The sequence below is a fragment of the Scandinavium sp. genome, from assembly GCF_032012665.1.
Classification (GTDB): domain Bacteria; phylum Pseudomonadota; class Gammaproteobacteria; order Enterobacterales; family Enterobacteriaceae; genus Scandinavium.
This window is the reverse complement of the sequence record NZ_DALZVG010000008.1, coordinates 69,574-90,717: the sequence shown is the minus strand read 5'-3', so window position 1 is coordinate 90,717 and position 21,144 is coordinate 69,574. Positions and strand designations below refer to the sequence as shown.

Annotated in this window: 12 protein-coding genes; 2 read left to right on the top strand and 10 right to left on the bottom strand. The window is 57.8% G+C overall.

Annotated elements, in window-relative coordinates:
• Window positions 1-212: 212 nt before the first annotated feature.
• Window positions 213-1,538 carry an MFS transporter gene (locus RTU33_RS09395; RefSeq protein ID WP_312626861.1) on the top strand — a complete coding sequence of 442 codons (1,326 nt, stop codon included), beginning with the start codon at window positions 213-215 and terminating at the stop codon, window positions 1,536-1,538.
• Between the two features lie 78 nt (window positions 1,539-1,616).
• Here RTU33_RS09395 and RTU33_RS09390 read toward each other — a convergent pair whose 3' ends face one another.
• Together RTU33_RS09390 and pdeH are read right to left on the bottom strand one after the other, a co-directional pair.
• Window positions 1,617-3,659 carry an AsmA family protein gene (locus RTU33_RS09390; protein ID WP_312626860.1) on the bottom strand — a complete coding sequence of 681 codons (2,043 nt, stop codon included), beginning with the start codon at window positions 3,657-3,659 and terminating at the stop codon, window positions 1,617-1,619.
• Window positions 3,660-3,727: 68 nt separating this feature from the next.
• On the bottom strand, window positions 3,728-4,501 hold the full coding sequence (gene pdeH, locus RTU33_RS09385; RefSeq protein WP_312626859.1) for a cyclic-guanylate-specific phosphodiesterase: 774 nt from the start codon (window positions 4,499-4,501) through the stop codon (window positions 3,728-3,730).
• A gap of 233 nt (window positions 4,502-4,734) precedes the next feature.
• On the opposite strand from pdeH, the gene RTU33_RS09380 reads away from it, so the two are divergent.
• Window positions 4,735-5,664, top strand: coding sequence for a sugar kinase (locus RTU33_RS09380; RefSeq protein WP_312626858.1), 930 nt, complete (start codon window positions 4,735-4,737; stop codon window positions 5,662-5,664).
• Window positions 5,665-5,754: 90 nt separating this feature from the next.
• Here the strand turns inward: RTU33_RS09380 and RTU33_RS09375 are convergent, their stop codons facing one another.
• The 8 genes from RTU33_RS09375 to bcsQ all read right to left on the bottom strand — a co-directional run bounded on the left by RTU33_RS09375 (window position 5,755) and on the right by bcsQ (window position 21,140).
• Window positions 5,755-7,242, bottom strand: a complete 1,488-nt coding sequence (locus RTU33_RS09375; protein WP_312626857.1) for a pitrilysin family protein — start codon at window positions 7,240-7,242, stop codon at window positions 5,755-5,757.
• Window positions 7,243-7,451: 209 nt separating this feature from the next.
• Window positions 7,452-8,738, bottom strand: a complete 1,287-nt coding sequence (locus tag RTU33_RS09370) for a dicarboxylate/amino acid:cation symporter (RefSeq protein ID WP_312626856.1) — start codon at window positions 8,736-8,738, stop codon at window positions 7,452-7,454.
• Window positions 8,739-8,883: 145 nt separating this feature from the next.
• Window positions 8,884-10,893 (bottom strand): biofilm formation regulator HmsP, encoded by a 2,010-nt coding sequence (gene hmsP, locus RTU33_RS09365; RefSeq protein WP_312626855.1) that lies wholly within the window; start codon window positions 10,891-10,893, stop codon window positions 8,884-8,886.
• Window positions 10,894-11,046: 153 nt separating this feature from the next.
• Complete coding sequence (bcsC, locus tag RTU33_RS09360) at window positions 11,047-14,358, bottom strand: cellulose synthase complex outer membrane protein BcsC (RefSeq protein ID WP_312626854.1); 3,312 nt, start codon at window positions 14,356-14,358, stop codon at window positions 11,047-11,049.
• On the bottom strand, window positions 14,340-15,446 hold the full coding sequence (bcsZ, locus tag RTU33_RS09355) for a cellulose synthase complex periplasmic endoglucanase BcsZ (RefSeq protein ID WP_312626957.1): 1,107 nt from the start codon (window positions 15,444-15,446) through the stop codon (window positions 14,340-14,342). Before bcsZ ends, bcsC begins: the two co-directional genes overlap by 19 nt.
• A 6-nt stretch (window positions 15,447-15,452) precedes the next feature.
• A complete protein-coding gene (bcsB, locus tag RTU33_RS09350; RefSeq protein ID WP_312626853.1) occupies window positions 15,453-17,765 on the bottom strand; it encodes a cellulose biosynthesis cyclic di-GMP-binding regulatory protein BcsB in 2,313 nt (770 codons plus the stop codon).
• Between the two features lie 10 nt (window positions 17,766-17,775).
• Window positions 17,776-20,394, bottom strand: coding sequence for a UDP-forming cellulose synthase catalytic subunit (bcsA, locus tag RTU33_RS09345; RefSeq protein WP_312626852.1), 2,619 nt, complete (start codon window positions 20,392-20,394; stop codon window positions 17,776-17,778).
• On the bottom strand, window positions 20,391-21,140 hold the full coding sequence (gene bcsQ / locus RTU33_RS09340; protein ID WP_312626851.1) for a cellulose biosynthesis protein BcsQ: 750 nt from the start codon (window positions 21,138-21,140) through the stop codon (window positions 20,391-20,393). Before bcsQ ends, bcsA begins: the two co-directional genes overlap by 4 nt.
• Window positions 21,141-21,144: the final 4 nt, after the last annotated feature.

The window sequence follows — 21,144 nt, the reverse complement described above, 5'->3', positions numbered from 1 at the left end:
AAATCCAGACGGTAACTTTTCTTTAACCAAAAACTGGTTTTATCTGCTAATTAATTATTTATGTGAAGCATTTCATAGATGTGAATCTGCCAGCCTGAAAATTATCCGCTTTTTGCCGATTTTTCACCCTCCCCCTCGCTTTGTTACACATTGAAATGCGGCTTTTGCTATGCGTAATATGGCCGTTCGTTCGCCAAAAATAAGAAAATGCTATGCAAAATGCTGCCACCACAACACTCGAAAATTCACAGGACATCGCGCCGGTCAATTCACGCAATAAAGTCGTGGTCGCCTCGCTGATTGGCACCGCCATCGAGTTCTTTGACTTCTATATTTATGCCACCGCCGCGGTGATCGTTTTCCCGCATATCTTCTTCCCACAGGGCGACCCAACCGCCGCCACGCTGCAGTCTCTGGCGACCTTCGCTATCGCCTTCGTCGCGCGTCCGATTGGCTCTGCGCTGTTTGGTCACTTTGGCGACCGCGTGGGTCGTAAAGTGACGCTGGTAGCGTCTCTGCTGACAATGGGTATTTCTACGGTCGTTATCGGCCTGCTGCCGGGCTATGAGACCATCGGCATTCTGGCGCCGATGCTGCTGGCGCTGGCGCGTTTTGGTCAGGGTTTAGGGCTTGGCGGTGAATGGGGCGGCGCGGCGCTGCTGGCGACGGAAAACGCCCCACCGAAAAAGCGTGCGCTGTATGGCTCATTCCCGCAGCTTGGGGCGCCAATCGGCTTCTTCTTCGCCAACGGCACGTTCCTGCTGCTCTCCTGGCTGCTGACCGACGAACAGTTCATGAGCTGGGGCTGGCGCGTACCGTTTATCTTCTCTGCGGTGCTGGTGATCATCGGCCTGTACGTTCGGGTTTCGCTGCATGAGACACCGGTGTTTGCCAAAGTTGCCGCTGCGAAAAAACAGGTGAAAGTGCCGATGGGCACGCTGCTCAGCAAGCACCTGCGCGTCACCATTCTCGGCACCTTCATCATGCTGGCAACCTACACGTTGTTCTACATCATGACCGTCTATTCCATGACCTACAGCACCGCGGCGGTGCCGCATGGTCTGGGCTTACCCCGTAACGAAGTGCTGTGGATGCTGATGATGGCGGTGATTGGCTTTGGCGTGATGGTGCCGATTGCAGGTCTGCTCGCCGACCGCTTTGGCCGCCGCAGAAGTATGATCACCATCACCTCGCTGATTATTCTGTTTGGCCTGTTCGTGTTCCAGCCGCTGCTGGGCTCCGGCGATCCTGCGCTGATTATGGCCTACCTGCTGATTGGCCTGAGCCTGATGGGCCTGACCTTCGGCCCGATGGGCGCGCTGCTGCCGGAGCTGTTCCCGACCGAAGTGCGTTACACCGGGGCATCTTTCTCCTATAACGTGTCGTCGATTCTGGGAGCATCCGTGGCGCCGTACATCGCCGCCTGGCTGACCGGCGCTTATGGCCTGGCGTATGTGGGCTACTATCTGGCCTCAATGGCAGCCCTGACGCTGATCGCGCTGGTGTTGACGCACGAGACAAAGCATCAGTCGCTTTAAGTGCCTTTGTGCCGGGTGGCGCGAACGCTTACCCGGCCTACCCTTTATTCCCCCTCTCCCACAGGGAGAGGGAAACCGCTACTTCCGCATCTGCGACAAAATCACATGGCACTGATTTGCATCGCCTTCTGACGGGGAAATCAGCGCCAGCAGCGCCGCCGCAGGCGTCACCAGAGTTGCCAGCGCGGCCGCCACCGCGCCGCGTACAATCAGCGGGCCGGGCTTCACGCCGTAATCCGGATTTTTGAAGGTGCCGCGTACGTACAGCGGTGAACGCAGCGTGATGATACGAATCCCCTTACTCTCCGGATCGATGGTCAAATCCATCTGCTCTGTCGCAAAGCTCGCGGTGCCGGTAACGTTAATCAGCGCGTTTTCCGTATCAAACGCCAGTATTTGCGGTCGCGCCACGCCGTTGCGGATATCCACGTTTGCCGCCGCGCAGTTCACACGCACTTCGTCGTCGCCAAATATCTGCCCGACGATAAAGTTACCGACGTTCAGGCCAAGGATTTCCATCAGGTTGCGGCTGACCACGCCGTCGTTCATCAGCAGCTTCAGGTTACCATTACTGGAACCCAGCAGCGCCGCCACGGAATTCCCCGTGCCGCGCAGCTGCGCATCCCCGTTCATTTCACCCAGGGTCTTCTGCATCAGCTCGACGTTCGGCATCAGCTCTTTCAGCCGCAGCCGCCGGGCCTGAATATCCGCTTCGCCCTGCATGGGTTTTTTATTCCCTGCCAGGTGGATCCTGGCGTTAATGCTGCCGTTGGCCATGCCGAACTTCAGCGGCTGCAGGCGCAAATCGCCGCGCTCAAGGATCACGTGGGTGGAGAGATCGCTGAGCGGCAAAGTCCCACCGTGTTCGATTCTGCCGCCCTTAAAGCGTACATCGGCGTCCATCACGTCCCATTTATCCGTTTCGAATCGCTCGTATGGCAGGACTTTCCCGGCGGGTTGGGGATCTTTCTGCACCTCTTTCTTTTTGGTGCCCTTGCCCGAATCCACGCCAATCAGCGGACCTAAATCGGCAAGCCGTAGCTGCTTCGACTCCATATCGCCTTCCAGCTTCGGCCTTGGTTTGGTCATGCTGTACTTCAGCGTGCCGTGAATATCACTGTCGCCAATGCGCCCGTTGAAGTTTCGGTAGTCAAATACCGAGCCTTTCTCAGTGTCGATTTTTGCCACCAGATGGCCGTCCGTTTCGAACGGCGGCGTGTCCGGCAACACGATACCCGTCAGCTCGTACAGCTGGCCAAGTGAATCGCCGGAGAATTTCAGGCGCAAATCCACGCCGCCCATTTTCATCGGATCGTTAATCGTGCCGCTGAACGCCACCCGCGTATTGCCGGAGTGGACATCCGCCTGCACCGGGAAGGGCGTGCCTTCGCTTTTCAGCGCCAGCATCCCACCAATTTTCCCTGTGCCGGTTAGCGGCTGACCGTTGTAGCGCCCATCGGCCTTAAGGCCAAACACATAGTCGCCCGGCTTCGGCCCGTCGCTTTTACCTTTCTCACCGGTCACTTCGCTGAATGCCAGCGGTTTGCCAAGCGGATCGACGAAGATCTCAATGTCCGCCCGGGTCACTTTATCGTCCACTTTGATCCGCCCGCGATCGAACAAAATGTTATCGAGCCGGAAGGACCAGGACGAAGGCTGGGCGTTGCTTTGCTTGTCGCTGGCGGAAGCAAGGTTGAACGTCCAGTTATTGGTTTTTTCCGACAGGCGAATAATGCGGGCATCCGGCTGCACGAGCTTGATCCAGGGCAGGTAGACGGTTTTGGTAAACAGCGCCAGGGGGGCCAAAGTGGCTTCCACGCGCGGCAGATGCACCATGGTTATCTCAGGAATATCAGGCGGGTTGCCAAGAATAACGTCGTCCGCATGAACATGCGGCCAGGGCACCCAGCTTCGCCAGCCGGTTTCGCCAGGCTGCCGCTCCCAGACCACGCCTAAATCGCCGCGAATGGCGAAGGGTCGGTTCAGCTCAGCCGACATTTTCTGATTGATGGTGGGCTTCAGGCGATTCCAGTCGAAGGTCGCAATGATTATCCAGAGCACGACGATCAGCAGAACTATCGTCGCCAAAGTGATGGTTAAAACCTTTCTGGTTTTTGTCATGCCGTAAACGCTCCTGTTTTGCCTCACCTTTCATGACTATAGCTGAGGCTGACAGAAAGGACGGCAGATCAGGCCAGATTAAGTATCACTTCTTCAAGGGTGGACAGCGGGACGGGACGGGACAGGAAATAGCCCTGTGCCGCGTGTGCCGGGGATTGCTGGACGTCACGCCACTCCTCCAGGGTTTCAACCCCTTCCACAATCACGCCCTGGCAATAGCGGTTCATCAGCTGAATCAGCAGCTCGAACAGATTGCGTCCTTCCGGGGTTTTGCGCAGCATGATGAAGAGATCGCGGGCAACTTTGATGTAGTCATACCGCACTTCACTTAGCGCCGAGAAGTTCGCCATACCGGTACCGAAATCATCAAGCCACAGCGGACCAAACTCGCACAGTGAAGCAAAAGAGGAATCCTGCGGCAGCCGGATGTGCTCCACCAGCTCAAAGCGCAGCCACGGGATCCCTTCAATTTGCGCCATCAGCGACGGATCCTGACGCATCGCCAGCAGCGTCGGGCCGTCAACGTTCACCGATGCCAGGATCCCGTTATCGGTGAAGAAGGTACGTTTTGCCGTCAGCACCGCCAATTGCTCTTTGATAACGTCGATACGCTGACGCACAGCCACCTCTGCAAAATAGCGGTCCGGCGCGATACGTTGGCTGGGGTGATCCGGGTGGGTCACCACGGTCAGTACTTCGACCGCCATCAGAGAGCCATCGGTTTTGTAGATGGGCTGGTAAGTATAAGCACGCTCACACTCCAGCCAATAGCGCCGCTCCTGGAGGCCTTCAATGCCTGCATCGGGAATGCTTAGCCGCTGGATAACCTGCTTTAACTTCATCTCAGCTGTCCTGTAAAAGGGAAATCTATCGGAACTCGTCATTGGGTTATCGGCGCTTAAAGTGAGAACTTTATGTTCACCTTTGGCATTTTGCATTTCTGTACGCGGAGGATTGGAGCAGAACCGGCGTCAGTTCAAAAAAATAATGGAACGTTGTTTTAATATAGTTGACCCCTCCGCAGCCGCAGCGCACACTACCGCTAATTTTTCGATTTCGATAAGGCTTGACGACTATGTCTGAAAAAATTGCCGTCATTGGCGAATGCATGATTGAGCTGTCAGAGAAGGGCTCGCGGGTAAACCGTGGATTTGGCGGCGATACGCTCAATACCTCCGTATACATTGCCCGCCAGGTCGCGCAGGCTGATTTACAGGTGAGTTATGTCACCGCGCTCGGCACCGACAGCTTCAGCCAGCAGATGCTGGAAGCGTGGGAAAATGAAAGCGTCGACACACATTTGATTCAGCGCATGGCCGACCGCATGCCGGGCCTCTACTACATCGAAACCGATGACACCGGTGAGCGCACGTTCTACTACTGGCGCAACGAAGCGGCAGCGAAATTCTGGCTCGAAAGCGAACAGTCGGCGGCGATCTGCGAAGAGCTGGCGACCTTTGATTACCTCTATCTGAGCGGCATCAGCCTGGCGATTCTGAGCCCTGCCAGCCGTGCGAAGCTGTTCTCCCTGCTGCACGAATGCCGCGCCAACGGCGGAAAGGTCATTTTTGATAACAACTATCGTCCTCGCCTGTGGGCCAGTCGTGAAGAGACTCAGCAGACCTATCAGCAGATGCTGGCCTGCACCGATATCGCCTTCCTGACGCTGGATGACGAAGACGCGCTGTGGGGCGAGAAGCCGGTCGATGAAGTGATTGCCCGTACGCACGAAGCTGGCGTGAGCGAAGTTGTGGTTAAGCGCGGCGCAGAGTCTTGCCTGGTATCGCTGGCAGGCGAAAGCGTGGTGGAAGTTCCGGCGGTGAAATTGCCAAAAGAAAAAGTTGTGGATACCACCGCAGCGGGCGACTCCTTTAGCGCAGGGTATCTGGCGGTACGCCTGACCGGCGGTGATGCAGAAGCCGCCGCACAACGTGGGCACCTGACAGCCAGCACCGTGATCCAGTATCGCGGGGCGATCATTCCTCGTGAGGCAATGCCTGTCTGATTGCGGCATTTTGCCGGGCGGTACTGCGTTTGCCCGGCCTACAATAGCTCGTAGGCCCGGTCGGCGTTAGCGCCACCGGGCATTACTGACTTACTGAGCCGGCGGAATATCCGTCACGTCCTGACGATCTTCAGCCGCCGAGGTGGCCGGAGCCGCGGGTGGCACCATCAGCTTATCCCACGTCGCCTGCAACTCTTTCATGCTGTATTCCGGCTCGCCTTTCGGCTGCTGGAGGATGAGCGCCATATCCTGCGACAGCTGCTGGCGCAGATCCTGGTTCAGGCTCTCCACCGTCAGCGAGTTCAGGAACTCCTGGCGCAGCTTCTGATACTGCTCCGGTGCGATATCCACGACCTGGTTCTGCAAAGCACGCATGCGCTGGCTAATCAGCAAATTGGTGTCGGTACGGGCATAGGTCGCAAACAGCTTTTGCAGCTCCAGATTTTTCTGCGCAATCAGGGCATCAAACTCTTCTTTCGTCAGCCCTTCTTCACGCACTTTCGCGAGCTCCCGAGCCACCAGGCCAAGGTTCGCGTTCAGCTTATCGTTCGGGGAATCAACGTTGATCGCGCACTGGGCGCGCAGATAGAGTACGCGGCAGTCAAACCCGATGCCGATATCCTTGACGTTGCTTTTGCTCAGGTTCTGCTGCACGTGCCAGAACAGCGCCTCACGCGCCAGATCGGCACGCCAGTAGCGCTGCAGCGCAGCGGATTCACGAATGGGTGCCCACGAGGTGTCCCACATGATGGCCAGTCTGTCCTGCTGCACCGCGTCGGTCATGATGCTGACGGCTTTCGTCGGCAGCGGCGCCAGCGTCGGTACCACCGCAGGCGTTTCACGTTTGCCTTTCAGCTCACCGAAAATTTTATTGATTTGTTCGCCCACGGTGCGGCTGTCAACGTTGCCGACGATGATCAGCGTCATCGCATCCGGCGTGTACCATTTTTGGTAGAAACTTTTCAGCTGTTCGGCATCGACGGGCTGCTTCATCGGCTCAGACGGATCGTGGCCAAGCATCGTTGACCCCTTCAGGCGATAGCGCCACCAGCCCTCTTTCGGATCCTGCGGCCAGGTCACCACCATATCTTCACCACCGAGCGCATGGTTCACCGCTTCCGGGGTGATATTGAGTTTGCCGCTGGCGTCAGAGAGCCAGGTCAGCGCCTCTTTCAGCAGGTCATTGCGATTGTTCGGCAGGCTCAGGCTGAAAAGGGTGTAATCGTAAGAGACGATGGCGGGCGGCATCGGATGCTGGGGATCGATGCCCTGCTGCCACAGCGAACGAGCCTGCATCGTCGGCAAACTGCCGCTCTGCGTCAGCGCAAGACGCGGGATAAAGTGGCTGTAGCCCGCCTGCGGCGTCATTTCGCTCAGTGAACCGTTGTTCACCTGGAGACGGACTTCAATTCTGTCACTCGGGCGCTGCGGCGTGGCTAAAACCTGCCACTGAAAACCGTTCGCCAGTGTTCCCTGTTGCCATGCCGGGTCCGGCTGGAGCGCTTCTGCTTGCGCATAGCCCACGGCTGCCATCATCAGCATACCGCCCGCTATGAGTCGAATTTTTGTGCCCTGCATGTAAACCCCTGAATCAACAATCCTGGTTATATACCCGAACGATCTCGGGTAATAAAAAAACTCATGCGCATTTTGATGAGCTAAATACGTCGTTTAGACCGTGTAAAAGATGAAATGTCACACGTTCTACGAAAAATATGGTCAATTATGCGCAGGAGCCCGTAGTCCATCAAGTGACTACGGGCAGATATGAAGGATAAGTTGCGGGATTATTGGGAAATTTCTTGTGCTTTCTCAGCGGGAATGCGGTTATTGAGCGTGTCGTCCAGCTTCTTCGAATCCAGCTCTTTCACCCATTTGGCCACCACGATAGTCGCCACGCCATTGCCGACCAGGTTGGTCAGCGCGCGCGCTTCTGACATGAATCGGTCAATGCCCAGAATCAACGCCAGGCCCGCCACCGGCAGATGGCCCACTGCGGAAATCGTCGCGGCCAGCACGATAAAGCCGCTGCCCGTCACCCCGGCGGCTCCCTTAGAAGAGAGCAGGAGCACCACAAGCAGCGTGATCTGATGGAAAATATCCATGTGGCTGTTGGTGGCCTGGGCGATAAACACCGCCGCCATCGTCAGGTAGATAGAGGTTCCGTCGAGGTTAAACGAGTAACCCGTCGGGATCACCAGCCCGACGACCGATTTACGGCAGCCAAGCTTTTCCATCTTATCAAGCATGCGCGGCAGCGCAGATTCGGAAGAGGACGTACCCAGCACGATCAGGAGCTCTTCGCGGATGTAGCGGATGAACTTAAAGATGTTAAAGCCGGTCGCCCGGGCAATGGAACCCAGCACCAGCACCACGAACAGGATACAGGTGATATAGAAGCAGATAATCAGCTGGCCGAGCTGCACCAGCGTGCCGACGCCATATTTGCCGATGGTGAACGCCATCGCGCCAAAAGCGCCAATCGGGGCCAGACGCATAATCATGTTGATGATGCCGAAGATGACCTGCGAGAAGCTTTCAATCACGTTGAAAATCAGCTGGCCTTTGTTACCCAGACGATGCAGGGCAAAGCCGAACATCACCGCAAACAGCAGGACCTGAAGGATATTGCCGCTGGCAAACGCACCGATCACGCTCGACGGGATCACATCCAGCAGGAAGGCGACGACGCCCTGATCTTTTGCCTGCTCGGCGTAGACCGCCACCGCATGCGCATCCAGCGTCGCCGGGTCGACGTTCATGCCCGCACCCGGCTGCACGACGTTGACGATAATCAGGCCGATAATCAGCGCCAGCGTGCTGACCACTTCAAAATAGAGCAGCGCCACCGCGCCGGTACGGCCGACGGCTTTCATGCTCTCCATCCCTGCAATGCCGGTGACGACGGTACAGAAGATAACGGGAGCGATAACCATTTTGATGAGCTTAACGAAGGCGTCGCCAAGCGGCTTCATTTGCGCGCCCAGTTCCGGGTAGTAGTGGCCGAGCAGAATACCGATTGCAATCGCCGTCAGGACCTGGAAATAGAGGCTTTTAAACAGAGAGGTTTTCATAGGATGTCCTTAAGATAAAACCACAGGCTAAGTAGGGTTTTTATTCGCCTGCGGCTTTAAAATAACATCCAGTAAACAATGCAGAAACAAATCATGCAGCAAATGTTAAAAACTTTGAGCTGGCTCGCGCAAGCGCGCAACGCAATTACGCGCTTGCATCATCCGTCCGGGAAGATGAGAGCCAGGTCTCTTCAAACACATCCGGCGCCGTTGCGCGGCCAAACAGGAAGCCCTGAGCAACGTCCACGCCGGCTGACTTCAGCCACGCCAGCTGGGCCTGCGTTTCCACACCTTCCGCCACAATACTCAGATTCAGGCTACGGGCCAGCTGAATAATTGCCGATACCATGCTGGTGTCATCCGGCAGCGACTCAACGAAGATTTTATCGATTTTGAGGATATCCACCGGCAGCGACTTCATATGCTGAAGATGGCGCAGCCCCGCGTAGCCCATGCCAAAATCATCCAGCGCAATCCGTACCCCGGCGTTTCGCAGCGGGCGCAGAATGGCAACGGCAGCTTTCGGATCGTCAATACGACGGCTTTCAGTGACTTCAAGCACCAGGGTGCCTCGCGCGATGCGATAGCGATTCAGCAGCTCAAGCATATCGGCTACCATATCCTGATGCAGCAGCTGCAGGGCCGAGAGGTTCACCGACAGCGGCAGCATAATGCCGCGGCTCTGCCACGCTGCCAGCTGGCGGCACGCCTCTTCCAGCACCCAGTAGCCGATGGTGACCATCAGTCCACAGGATTCGATGCGCTCAATCAAATCGGGCGGGAGTTCCCAACTGCCGTCCGCCTGGCGCAGACGCAGCAGCGCTTCGGCGCTGGACACCTTGCCGCTGGTGATATCAATCTGCGGCTGCAGCCACACGGCAAACTGCTGATTGTCGAGGGCGGAAAGAATATCGCTCTCTTCGGTCAGCCGCTGCTGCGCTTTTTCCATCTGCGCGGGATCGAAAAATTCAATTTGATTTTTACCCTTGCGACGGGCGGTAAAGGCGGCAGAAATGGCCCGACGATAGAGCTGCTCAGCGCTCAGGTCGCCGTGAAACAACGCGATCCCGATGCTGGCGCTTGGGCGCAGCTGAATGCCCTGTAACGGCAGACGCTCATTTACGATAGTGAGTACTTGCTGACCTAATGTAATCGCATGCCAGGGTTCTTTCACGCCGTGCGCCAGAATCGCGAAGTCATAGGCGCTGACCTGCGCCAGCACCATGCGCGGCGAAATCACTGATTTAAGTTTTTCCGCCAGCGTCAGCAGCAGCATCTCGCGCTGGCTCTCCTGCAGCACGCCCGCGGTGTCCTGCAAGGTTTCACAGGCAACGATCATCAGCGCAGTAGTTTCTTTATGAGCGACTGTCTGCTCAAGCAGCGCCAGCAAAAACGCTTTGTTCGGCAGATGCGAAACCGGAGAGCGCGTGGAATGGCTGAGCAGCTCTTCGTGCTGTCGCAGAATGATTTGCTGATTGCGGTTATAGCTGCGCGCAAGCATGCCCAGCTCATCATCATGATGCAGGCGCGGCACCGTCAGCTGATGACTGACACGCTCCTGCGGCGGAACATCATTCAGCTCGCGGGTCAGCGCGCGCAGTGGCCTTACGATTAGCCGGTTGATGCACCAGGTGATGGCCACGGTCAACATCAACACTAAAAGTAAGTAAGCAGTCACTAACGTCGCAAGGGCGCTCATGACGAATTTGTAAGAGCGATAAGAGTCCGACTGTAGCACCAGATAGGCCAGCGGCTGCGGGTTGGCCGGGCGCTCCAGCGAATAGAGGGGCAGAGAAATTTGCACCGGCAGCTCGAACAGGCGAGTCACCATCACCGGCACCGGGCGCTCTTCCATAAAGCGCATCCGCAGCGCCTGGAACTGGTTCGGCAGCACGACGTCGGCGCGGCTCACGATCCCGGCGGGCTTAATTCGGCCCAAAATCATTTCGGCTTCGGGGATCTCGCCTTTCAGGATGGCGGCCGAGAGCGGCTCGCGGACGGCGCGGGCGACGCTTTCCAGCTGAGTGGCAGTGGCATAACGGTTTTGTTGCACAAAATGGAACATCAAAATGGAACAAAAGACGAACACGAACACCATGGTGACAGCTGCCACCATGGCCATTTGTTTAATTGTGAGTGAGCGACTGACGCGCAAATGAACTCTCCCCAGAGTAAAACCACGCCCTCAGGCGCATCACGATAACGCCGGGTTAGCATAGTTAAGCCCGGCGTTACGTGATTTTCGGCACATTATACGCTAAGAGACTGCTCATCGGGATGGCAGAAAACGTATTTAAGGCGAATCTGTTTACCAGTCCGCGTAAGGGATTAACGGCTGCGGCGGGAGATCCATATCCCCCTGCCAGCCCGCGGCAGAATAACGCACATACAGTAACGCATGGCTTGGGGTGTAATCCTTCGCCTGCTGAATATCTATCGCCGCGCCGACAAACCAGTTCGACGTCACGCGCCGCTCGATAAGCGCGTGGGCCGTGTAGCCGGTGCCGCTACTGCTGCTGCCTTCATCCACGATGTTGCCGCCTTCAAAATTGGCGGGCAGCAGGTTTTGCAGCGGATAACGCGCCTGGGCGTTGGTCTTCGAGTGTGACCATGATACCGAACCGCCAAGCTCCCAGGACCAGTTTTCCGTACGCTGACGCCAGTTCACCGGTACCGCAAACGACAGATACTGCTGCGGGCTGTAATACCCACCCTGGCCGAGCGTGTAGCCGCTGAGGTCTTTGTCGTAGTGCCAGATCATGTTGCTCAGGCCGACGGTGACCCGGCGATCGTTTTCGTTGATGACTTTGTAGTAATACCCCGCCATCCAGCGAGCGCGCCAGTTATCTTCCACGTTTTTACCGGTCAGCGTGTCGGCGCTTAAGGAAGCCCAGACGCCGTTGGCTTCGCCTTTGTCGTAGCTCAGGCTGACGCCGCCGCCATTGGCGCGCACGCCGCCCCAGGTAGTGCCGGTATTAGGATCTTTCTGCCCGCCAAACGCCAGCAGCGAGCTGGAGATCGGACGGCGGTGGCCTTCCAGCGTATAGCCGAGGGAGCCAATGCTGTCGCTGTAGCTCAGGCCGCCGACCACATCGACCACGTCGAAGCCCATCGGCGTGGTGCCGATATCCATGTTCCAGGTATCGTTGCGCCAGCCTACTGCAACGCTCGCGCCCCTGTCGCTCTGGCTCTTGTCGCCGCCAAAACAGGTCAGTTCAGAACAGGTACCCCACTTCGGCGAATAGCCGCCGCCGCTTTCGGTAGAGAAATTCCCGGCGTTCATGTTGACGTAATCGCTGCGGAAGAACATCCGGCCATCCGCCAGCGGCGCGTCCACCTGAAGCAGGGTGGTGTGCGCTTTGAGATCCGAATAGCCGCCGGTACCGCTGGAGCCCCAGTAGTTGTGCTCCAGGGTCACGTTCACGTCCTGCTGACGATAGAGATCGGCGGCATCGCTGCGCACGCCGCGCTTAAGCCAGTCGTCTTTTGGGTCGTTGCGGGTCAGGCGGGTAAAGCTGTCGTTATCCTGAGGTCGGGTTGGCGTGATGCCAGCGGCAACCATTGCATCTTTATAGCCTTCCAGCGCCCGCTGAGGATCGCCGCTCCCGACCTGGAAACGCGCATTATCGCGCAGCACCAGCGCATTCTCCATGGAGGCGGGTTGCGCTTTGGCCTGCGGCACAATGCTGTTGAAGATTTGCTGTGCTTTCGCATTATCGCCAACGCTGGCATTCACCATTGCCATGCGGCGCTGCGTGTTGAGAGATGGCGTCTCATTCGCGGCAGGGATTTTAATGTGGGCCAGTTGTTCACGAGCCGCAACCTGATTGCCATCGGCGGCATACACTTCTGCAAGGCCAAGACGAGCATCGTCGTTAGTGGCCTCTTTCGCCAGTACCGCGCTGTACTGAGTGACGGCGGTGCCCGTATCGCCGCGCTGCTGCGCCCAGTCCGCCAGCGTCAAATCAAACCGCGTGGACGGAGGCTGCTGTTTCAGCAGAGCAATCGCCCGCTCTTCATGGCCGTTATCCCGTAAAAGGTTGGCTTTTTGCAGGATCCGATCGGCCTGTAACCGGTTGTCCAGCTCCCGAATGTTATCGTTCCACTGGCTCTTCGGAAGCCGGTTGAGATGCGACAGCGCAGCCATATCCTGCCCGTTGCCGGAAAGATACAGGCTGTACGCATAGACCTGATCCGGATCGCCCGATTTCTGCCTCGCCAGATTCAGCATTAAATTATCCGCTTCGCTGCGCTGCCCGGCGCTGGCGAGATCTTTTGCCAGGCGATACGTTACCCACACATCGCCGGGGTTGAGGGCCAGCCGACGACGCTGAATTTCCGCCGCCTGCGCCCAGCGTCCCTGGCTTTCCAGCGCTTCAGCCTGCTGCGACAGGCGGTCATTAGTGAGGCTGCGCTCGATATCGTCAATGCTTTTACGCTGGCTGGCGGAAAGCCCGTTAATAAACGCCGTCGCCTTTTCCGGCGACTCGCCGCGATAAATATTCGCCAGGCCACGCACCGCGCTGCTGTTGGTACGGTCCAGGCGCAAAGCCTGCTGGTAGTAGCGCTCGGCCGAAGCGCTGTCTTTGCGCGCCATCGCCACATCGCCAAGCCCCAGCACCGCGTAGCTGTTGCTGCCGTCCACGCGCTGCGCCTGCTGATAAAAACGCTGTGCCTGATCGAGATGATTTGTTTTGAGCGCCGCATCGCCTTTGCGAATCAGCGGCCAGACGATTTGCCAGGCCTGCGGCTTGCTGGCTTCCACTTTCGCCACTTCTGCGGCTTTCGCCTGCTGCTGCGCTTTGGCATGGAACACCGGATCGGCGAGCTGTTTTTGCTGATCCGCAAGCTGCCCGCGCGCTTCGTCGGCCAGGTCGCCGGTGGTGAAGAGCGTCAGAAAACGCTGGAGGGATTTCACGCTGGCGTCGCTGACCGGCTGGTTTTTGATTTGATCGTACCAGATGTCTGCCGCCGTGCCGCGCCCGGCGTTAGACTTCGCCATCTGCTCAAGCACTGTGTAGCCTTCGTCGTTGCGATTATCTCTGAACAGCATTTTGGCAAGCGTCGTCTGTAGCTGGACGTTGCCCGGCGATCGGGCATTCAGGGCTTTGAGTTTATTGACCGCTTCGTTATGGCGGGCCGGCAAACCCGCCACCGCCGTCCAGTACTCGACGGCCAAATCGCCATCCGGCGGCGTGCCGTTGAACAGCTTGTCATACAGCGCGATCCCCTCAGGGATATGCCCGGTTGTGACCTGCAAACGCGCCTGCTGCAGCGCCTGACGGCCATCACCGCTGGATATCTGCATCTCGCTCAGCGAGGTTTTATAGGCATCAGAATCCGGCGCGAGGGTTTTGAGACGATCGAGCTGCTTTTTCGCGCCCGCGGTATCGCCCTGGCGCAGCTCATAGCGCATGCGGGCGGCAATCACCTGCGGGTCATCCGGCGCAATCAGCTCAAGACGGTAGAGCGACTGGCGCACCAAATCGTCACGTTTAGCCGCCTCGCCAAGACGTACCTGGTTCAGCAGCTGCTGTTGCGCCGACGAATCGGCGTGCGCCAGGGGCATCAGCGTCATGCCGAGCGAAAGGCTGAGTAAACTTAATGAGAACTTACGCATTCCTGGCCCCAGTCAGGTAGAAGTTCACCGCGGGCGGTGAAACGAAAACGATGTTGATCCCATCCTTGCCCGAACAGGGTCAGAACATAGCTGTAATAGGCGTCATTGCCGGGGAAACGATCGGCGACACGCTGGCGTTGTACCGCCTGGGCATCGCGATTTTGCAGAAACGGCAGCAGCGAGGCAGAGAAGCCCACCGGGCCGTTGCCCTCCATCTTCCCGGTGGCAATATCAATTTTTTCAGGCGGTAGCCCCGCCTTTTCTGTTTGGGTCGCCATCGGCCTGAACTTCGCCAGCAGCCGCGCCTTGTGCGGATCGGCATCATTAAGCATGCCGGTCCACAGATAAACGCGGATGGCGTCATAGCTGCCAACAAGCGTCTTGTCCTGCTTCAGCTGCCAGCCTTTTTTCTTGTCAAAGCGCACCCAGTTGGGCGAGTAGCCTTTCGGTGCGGTTTCCAGCAGCAGGCGTAAATTGGTGGCCTGCAGCGCATTCCACGGCGCGCCGAAGCGTACGAAGTAGCTGGCAAGCTGCGGCGGAAGATAGCTGGGATTGAAGCGCCAGCCCGCGTCATCCGCGAAGCCGACCTTGCCCGGCAGCAGCATTGAACCCAGCCCCGGCACCTTCACCACTTCTTCACTGGCAATACGCGACAGCAGCGCTTTGCCGGTCGCGGTGTAGTCCGGCATCTTCCACAGGCGGCCTGCTTCCAGCAGCGACCAGGCAATCCAGACGTCGGCGTCAGACGCGGAATTGCCGTCGAGCACCGTCCAGCTGTCGTTCCCTTTTTTGCCCCACAGCCAGCCGGGCAGACGCGCTTTTAAATCGCCCTCCGCCAGATTGTTCTGCGTCCAGTTGAACAGCGAGGCGAACGCCTCACGATCGTTGGCGGCCAGGGCAAAGAACAGCGCGTAGCTCTGCCCTTCCGAAGTGGTAATTTTGCGGGCGTCGCTCGGGTCAATCACCCGGCCGCCGTCGCTGATATAATCCTGTTTAAACTGCTCCCACGCGGGCCAGTCGCAGGCGGCTGAGGCCTGCAACGTAGCCAGCAGAAGTAGCGCGAGGGATCCCTGGCGTACGCCTTTCATCATCTTTTACTCATCATCCGGATCCAGGCGGCGGCGGCTCAGGATACGCAGCAGTCGCCACAGCACCCACGCCAGCAGCACAACGCTCAGCGCCGCAAGAATGGACAATAAAATCGGGTGGTTGGAGAGCGCAAACCACACGCGCTCATACCACGGCAGATGGCCAACGTAATAGACATCGCCCACGCGCAGACTGTTCACACCGGACTCACGAATCACCGAAACGGAGCCAAACATCGCCGCACGCTTGCCGCTGTCGTTCAGTGCATCGTTCAACAGCTCAAAGCCGCGCGGGCTGTCGGCCATCAGGGCGATGACGCTGCGCTGATCGTGGTACGGCGACTGGAAGCCAACGATCGCGGCCATCGGGCCTTTCGAACTGACGGTAGCCTGCGCCATCGGCTGACGTTCGTCATCGTCGAGCCTTACCGAGGCCAGCTCGTTATGCCGCTGCGGCGTTTTCACCCAGCTCTGGGTAGCATTGACCAGCAGGTCGATATGGCGGTCGTCTTTCAGTTTTTCCGGGATCTTACCGATGAGCAGGATGTCTGCATCATGCTTTTGCATCTCGACAGGATCGTCGGTCAGCTTCAGGTTTGCGCCGGTCAGACCGACCTGGCCGCCGATGGTTGCTACGGTGTCCAGCATCGTGCTGACCTGGCCCTGCGTCGGATCCTTCGGCATCACGATGAGCGTATCGGAGAGATCCGCCATGCGGCTGAACGGGAAGCCCGCGTTGGCAAACGAACGCAGATCCGGCATCGCCAGGAAGTGATAGTAGTCAGAAAAATCGATCGTGGAATCGTCACCAATTACTACGTTATTTTTCACCGGCTGGAAGGTTATACAGTTCTCAATGGTTCCGCCGGGCATCGGGTTCATGTACTGGAAGTCGAAGCGCAGCTGGTTGGCGGCCCCCAGGCGCAGCGCCGGGATCGATACTTCATTTTTGCCGTCCAGCAGCCCCTGCACAATCGGCAGACGCAGCAGCAGGCCCTTCGTTTCATCGCTGCTGCTCAGGTTATACGACTGCAGGAACTGGTTATTGAGGTTGATATCCATCCGCGAGCTGTCTTTGATAGCCGGCTGGGTGTAGCGATATTTCAGATCCATATCGATGCCGTTGCTGCGCATCAGATAGAGATCCGGTGGCAGATTTAACGACAGGGTGATCGACGCCGGTTCAAGCCCGCTGGACTGCAGCTGCTGATCGTAAGTTTTCAGTTCGCCGAAGGTGACCGGGCGGTCGGTGCGCACCCAGTTCGGCGCATCGTAGGGTTTACGCGCCAGCAGCGACTTCACTTCGTCGACGGTGACGGTGTCGCCACGGAACAGAATATTACCCGCCGCAATACCTTCCGCCGCCTGGAGCAGGTCTTTGTCGTCACGCCCGAAAATCACCAGCAGCTTCAGATATGGCTTTTCAGGGTTGTTAATCATCTGGATGGTTGGAGCCTGCACCTGCGGATAATCACGCAGGAAGTCCGGGCGCTTATCGTTGGTGGCGAAGACGATGGCGTTTCTGTCCGGCAGCTGGTTATACAGCACCGGGAACGTCTGCCCGCGCCAGCCTGCTCGTGCGCCAAACCAGGAGGCGATGACCGCCGCGGCTTTTTGCTGAGTGCTGTCAGGCGCGCCTGCAAAGACCATCGGGAGATTGAGCTGGCGATTGTCGCGGGCGTCGAAAAACGGGATCGGGAAGTGGGACAGGTCGTTTTTCACGTCCAGCTGCTGGAGGGTCAAATCCAGCGAGGTGTTACGCGCCACATCCAGCCACAGCGTGGTGCTGGCCGGGTTTTCACATACGTCGCGGTAGTGGCCGACAAACTCCAGCCGCACGGTGTTCAGGTCGGTAATGTAGAGCGGATCGACCGGCACCTGAGCCATCACTTTTTTGCCCAGCTGCTCTTTGGTGACAGGCAGGACACCCATCAACTCTTCGTTGAGATAAACCTTCAACTGCGACTGCACCGGCAGCAACGATGGCGATGGCGTATAGACGAGGTTCAGCAGCGCTTTCGACACCACCTCATCGCTGCGGGTGCCAAACTGCACCGAACCGGTTGGGTTTGAGCCTCTCAGCACCATGCTGCCCGGCGCGGGCGCAATCTGCGCAAAGCTGAGCTTCACGTCCCGCGACGGAGAGCTTTCAACCACCGCAGGTGCGGTAGCGGCGTCAGCATTGACCGCCGCAGGGTCGGTAATAGTGGGGTCGACCGTCGCGGGGGTCGCCACCGTAGTTTCAGAGAAGGTAGTCACGGGGACCAAAGCGCTCATGCCCACAGCCGCTGCGCACATCCAGGAAAGTTTTCTTTTCATCGTATAGTCATCATTGTTGAGCCAGTGCCGGTTCACGGAGTGTCGTTACCGCGCTGCGCTCCGGGCGACGCGGTATGAAAGAGACAATCCAGGCGACGAGAGAGAGAAGCGATCGGAAGATAAATTTCACCGAAGGCGGCGCGAACTCCGCAAGGTGGCGATAGCCACGGAACCCCAGTTTCAAAATGTCCAGCATGCTTTCCAGCGGTTTGTCTTCCGGATAGCTGTCCTGCCACAGCGCCCAGGTATCGGCGCGGGCGAACGTACACTGAACAAAATCAATATGCTGCTGCGTCGACATCGGCAGCAGCTTCAGGCCAACTTCGCTACCGAATACACGAGTGACCTGCATCGGGAAGGCGTACTCCTGCTGGCCGCGTTTGAGCAGCAGGCTGACGTTCTGTCCTTCCAGCACCTGCGCCTTACCGTTAATTTTCAGGCCGACGCCGCCGTCAGAAAAATCATGCAGCGTACAGGAGAAGAGATGTCCGTCTTCGCGGGCAATCGCCGCCGGCATTCTCATCTCGACGCGGTGGGAACGACGCACCTGTTTGCTTTCCACGGACACCGCCACCGCGCCGCCGAGGATAATCAGGTTATAGAACACCCACACGATACTGACCCAGACGGTCAAAATTTCATTCTCAGGACCGGTAAAATAACGCCAGATGCCCATGGCTACGCCAACCAGGTTGAGGATAACCAGCAGGAGATAGGGCCGTGAAATCACCCAGTCGACATACTCCTCTTTCACCAGGCCGCCCTTCGCCGTCACGTTAAAAGTGCCGATTTTCGGGTTAATCAACGCCACAATGGTCGGCGGCGCGATGTACCAGGCCAGTACGGTTTCGTAGATTTCACTCCAGAACGAGTGGCGGTATTTGCCCTGAATCTTCGAGTTGGTGAGGCTCGCATGAATCATGTGCGGCAGGACGAAAAGAGCAATCATCAGCGCCGGTGCGTAAATGATGTAGGCATGCAGCAGCAGAAACGCCAGCGGCGCGGTCAGGAAGATAAGCCGCGGCACGCCGGAGAGGAAGTGGAGCATGGCGTTGGCATAGCAGAGGCGCTGTGGCCACTTCAGGCCTTTACCAAACAGCGGGTTATCCATACGGAAAATTTGCACCATCCCGCGCGCCCAGCGAATACGCTGGCCAATGTGTGCTGACAGGCTTTCTGTCGCCAGCCCCGCCGCCTGTGGAATACGCATGTAGGCAGAGGTATAGCCACGACGGTGTAAACGCAGCGACGTGTGCGCATCTTCGGTAACAGTCTCCACGGCGATACCACCGACTTCATCCAGCGGCCCACGGCGGATCACCGCGCAGGAACCACAGAAGAACGTCGCATCCCACATGTCATTGCCGTCCTGCACCAGGCCGTAGAACAACGTGCCTTCGTTGGGCGTTTTACGGAAGCGCCCGAGGTTACGTTCAAACGGATCGGGAGAGAAAAAGTGATGCGGCGTCTGCATGACGCCCAGTTTTTTGTCCTTCAGGAACCAGCCGACGGTCATTTGCAGGAAGGAGCGCGTCGGCACGTGGTCACAGTCGAAGATGGAAACAAGCTCCCCTTTCGCCAGCTTCAGCGCGTTATTGATGTTGCCTGCTTTTGCATGCTCATGGGTCGTTCGCGCAACGTATTCCACTTCAACGTCTTTGGCGAACTGGCGAAACTCTTCACGCCCACCGTCGTCGAGGATCCAGATTTTGAGTTTGTCTTTCGGCCAGTCAATCCCGAGCGACGCGTACACGGTGTTTTTCACCACGTTCAGGTCTTCGTTATAGGTCGGGATGAAGATATCCACCGACGGCCAAAGCGCCATGTCTTTCGGCAGCGGCACCGGCATGCGGTTCAGCGGCCAGATAACCTGGAAATACCCGAGCACCAGCACTATCCAGGCGTAAGTCTCGGCGAACAGCAGAGTCAGGCCGCACACCAGGCTCACGGGGTCATTCCAGTTCAGCGTCGAGGTGTAGCGCCACCAGATGTAGCGGCAGGAGACCGTAAGCGACAGCACCACCAGCATCAGCGCCGAGAAGCGCCCCGGCATCCGGCGTACCAGCAGCGCCACGCCCCACAGCAGCAGCAGGAAGATAAACTGCGACAGCGGGTTAAACGGCTGCGTCACGCAGACCAACGCCAGCAGCAGTGAACAGAACACCACAACCCCAAGAATGATTTTTCGCGTTTTTGGGTTGACGTGCGCCAGCTCTTTTTTATGGTCAAGGTGGGCAGTTTTCTTGCTCATCCTTTCAGGCAAATCTTCCATCCATTGATGGTAGCGCCCACGCGCGCTGGTCATGGTTTTCAGCCTTTTCCAGTCGACATTTTTCTTCTCGTCAACGGGCCGGGTCACCACCAGCCACAGGCTTTGCAACAGATAGCGCAGCGGGTCGAGAGGCCGCGGGCGATGGGCGTTAATGTGCGGATAAAATGCGGCATGGTTTGCACGAATGCGCTGCCAGCGCGGGAGTTCCAGGGGGAGGAAGATCCAGGCCAGTGCCACCCACAGGCAGCCCATCGTCGCCGCGAGCCACGAGGCTTTATGTTGACGGTAGTCAAGGTAACGCGCACGCAACCGCGCCCCGGCTTCAGGGGCCAGCAGCAGAGCGGTGAGGCGAATCATGTTGTCTGCTCCACGCCTGCATGCATGCCGGCATAGTGCATCAGGCACCAGTTAGCGAGTGTGACGACCTCTTCCGCCGCCAGAGCATCGCTGCGATATTCACCCAGCGGCTGCTTCGCAGCCAGGCATTCGGCAATGGCTTCATCCCGATGAACGACCACCGGCAGCATGCGCGGCTGGCTCTGGAGCCAGATACGGTACAGGTCATCCTGAATATGGCTACCGATACGCAAATCGTTGATAAGAATGTGCCCGTGTTTAGGTAACGCCTGCTGATGCAGGCGAATATGGGCGTTGGCATCTGGATTAACGATCGTCAGTACGTGCTGACAGGCTTCGACGAGCGGCGGCGTCCATGGCGTCACTTCATGAGGCAGGTCGATGAGTAACCACTGATGCGGGCGCTGTTTTTGCAGCGTCCGCACAATCTCTGCAGCCTGGTTCAGCGGGGACAAAAGAGGGATATTTACGCGTTCCGTAACAGATAGCTGACCAAAAGGGAGAAAATCGAGCTGAGAAGTGTACCCCATCCCCGTATCACGCCACTCTTTATTGTCTAAAAGCGCACGCGCCCAGCCGTCGCGATGGGCAATATCATCGTTGAAAAAAAAGCGCAGCATGTTGTCCGGGCAGGCATCCATCACGATGACGGACTCGCCAAGCATCTGTAGTGCCCAGCCAAGCGCGGCGGTCAGCGACGTCGTTCCCGTGCCGCCTCGCAGGCCCTGCAAACCCAAAATGGCCATTCTG

Bases quoted from the DNA above. Each gene is read 5' to 3' on its own strand.
- RTU33_RS09395 (WP_312626861.1), top strand. From the start codon at position 213: ATGCAAAATGCTGCCACCACAACACTCGAAAATTCACAGGACATCGCG.
- RTU33_RS09390 (WP_312626860.1), bottom strand. From the start codon at position 3,659: ATGACAAAAACCAGAAAGGTTTTAACCATCACTTTGGCGACGATAGTT.
- pdeH (WP_312626859.1), bottom strand. From the start codon at position 4,501: ATGAAGTTAAAGCAGGTTATCCAGCGGCTAAGCATTCCCGATGCAGGC.
- RTU33_RS09380 (WP_312626858.1), top strand. From the start codon at position 4,735: ATGTCTGAAAAAATTGCCGTCATTGGCGAATGCATGATTGAGCTGTCA.
- RTU33_RS09375 (WP_312626857.1), bottom strand. From the start codon at position 7,242: ATGCAGGGCACAAAAATTCGACTCATAGCGGGCGGTATGCTGATGATG.
- RTU33_RS09370 (WP_312626856.1), bottom strand. From the start codon at position 8,738: ATGAAAACCTCTCTGTTTAAAAGCCTCTATTTCCAGGTCCTGACGGCG.
- bcsC (WP_312626854.1), bottom strand. From the start codon at position 14,358: ATGCGTAAGTTCTCATTAAGTTTACTCAGCCTTTCGCTCGGCATGACG.
- bcsZ (WP_312626957.1), bottom strand. From the start codon at position 15,446: ATGAAAGGCGTACGCCAGGGATCCCTCGCGCTACTTCTGCTGGCTACG.
- bcsB (WP_312626853.1), bottom strand. From the start codon at position 17,765: ATGAAAAGAAAACTTTCCTGGATGTGCGCAGCGGCTGTGGGCATGAGC.
- bcsA (WP_312626852.1), bottom strand. From the start codon at position 20,394: ATGATTCGCCTCACCGCTCTGCTGCTGGCCCCTGAAGCCGGGGCGCGG.
- bcsQ (WP_312626851.1), bottom strand. From the start codon at position 21,140: ATGGCCATTTTGGGTTTGCAGGGCCTGCGAGGCGGCACGGGAACGACG.